Origin of the sequence: Candidatus Accumulibacter phosphatis (assembly GCF_012939955.1) — a bacterium.
Taxonomy (GTDB): Bacteria; Pseudomonadota; Gammaproteobacteria; order Burkholderiales; family Rhodocyclaceae; genus Accumulibacter; species Accumulibacter delftensis.
In genome coordinates this window covers 1-1,487 of sequence record NZ_SPMY01000128.1, presented here as the reverse complement: position 1 = coordinate 1,487, position 1,487 = coordinate 1, and the positions used below count along the sequence as shown (strand labels likewise).

Genomic DNA, 1,487 nt, shown 5'->3' with positions numbered 1-1,487 from the left:
AGCAGCCGCAAGGCGGCGAGAAATCTGCTCTGGGTACGGTCGGCCGGGTCGCCACCGACGCAGCCGCCAACCTGGTCAAAGGCACTTGGGACGTCGCCAAGGAGAGGGCCAATGCCGGCGCCGAAGCTGCGCAGGAACGCCTCAGCCAGACCATCGGCGGCAAAGTGGCCGCAGCCATCAAGGCCCAGGGGACGACCGCCACATCCAGCGAGCAGCTCAAGCCGGAACCCACATTCGACGGCAACAGCCTGTCAGGGGCCAGCGACACTTCGGTGGACGCCGACTCGGAAGTCTCCGCATTCCGCGACCGCGACAGTCACTCTCAATCACGCAAGGGGCGTTACACATGAAACCAAAACTTGTTCTCGCTTCGGTCGCGTTAGCCGCGGCTGCGTCAATCTCGGCATTAGCCAGCGCCGAAGAGGCACTGACCGGCGATACCCGCCTGGCCTGCGAAGCCATCCTGTGCCTATCGACAGGCACTCGCCCCGGCGAGTGCTCGCCGTCGCTGCATCGGTATTTCAGCATTTCGCACCGGAAACTGAGCGACACCATCCGCGCGCGGGGCAATTTCCTGAAGCTGTGCCCGGTGGCCAACCAAACCCCTGAAATGAGTCTGCTGGTCAACGCGATGGCGAACGGCGCCGGCCGCTGCGATGCAGCGTCGCTGAACGTCACGCTTCTTTCCTGGAACTGGGACACCGAGACGGTGCTCATCGGCAACCAGATGCCAGGCTATTGCGCGGTCTATAGCGGCCACGCTTACACCGACTTTTCCGGCACGCAGCCGCGCTACGTGGGGACGCCAGAAAGAGGCGGGTACTGGGTCGAAGCCAATGACTATGACCGCGCACAGGCCGAGTACAGCGCCAGAATCGCAGCAGAAGAAGCGCAGCGGTGCCTTCTGTAATCACGGCAAGAACCAGCAAGAGGGAAGGGCAATGCCTTTTGTCGATCTGCCGCCGCAGCTTCAGGAGCGCATCGTGTGCTCGATTTCGGCGGCCGTAAAGTACGCGGTCCCCGCGAACATTGTCCTGGCCGTGGCCGAGAAAGAAGCGGGGAAACCCGGTCAATGGGTGCGCAACAGCAACGGCACGCATGACGTAGGGCCGATGCAATTCAACACGTCCTATCTGAGTGACCTAGCTCGCTATGGCATCACGGCGGACGATGTCGCCGCGGCCGGCTGCTACGCGTTCGACCTGGCCGCCTGGCGGATCCGTGGACACCTCAAGAACGACAAGGGGGATCTCTGGACCAAGGCAGCCAACTACCACTCCCGGACGCCACGATACAACGCGGTGTACCGGAGCGATCTGCGCGTGAAGGCCGCCAAGTGGGCAGACTGGCTTGAAGCGCGTTTTGTGACGGTGGATGTGACAACGAAGGCGGGAGCGGTGCGCTTGCTGGCCGGGGACTCCGGTATCGGTGCAGGCAACGCGATTACTTCCTTCTTTGGTAGCTACCAAAAGAAGCAAGCCGGTGGC

At 62.7% G+C, this 1,487-nt stretch carries 2 protein-coding genes and 1 pseudogene; all 3 read left to right on the top strand.

The genetic code is table 11. From position 1 onward, the window contains the following. Nucleotides 1-350 (top strand): annotated as a pseudogene (locus E4Q23_RS23050) (hypothetical protein); the annotation flags it as partial. Next, the gene (locus tag E4Q23_RS23045; RefSeq protein WP_169068742.1) at nucleotides 347-910 is read left to right on the top strand and encodes a TrbM/KikA/MpfK family conjugal transfer protein; all 564 of its coding nucleotides are present in this window, start codon (nucleotides 347-349) and stop codon (nucleotides 908-910) included. The pseudogene E4Q23_RS23050 and the gene E4Q23_RS23045, both read left to right, overlap by 4 nt. A 31-nt stretch (nucleotides 911-941) precedes the next feature. Further along, a partial coding sequence (locus E4Q23_RS23040) for a transglycosylase SLT domain-containing protein (protein ID WP_169068741.1) occupies nucleotides 942-1,487 on the top strand: 546 nt, incomplete at its 3' end.

Coding starts and splice junctions, on each gene's coding strand:
- E4Q23_RS23045 (WP_169068742.1), top strand. CDS start 347: ATGAAACCAAAACTTGTTCTCGCTTCGGTCGCGTTAGCCGCGGCTGCG.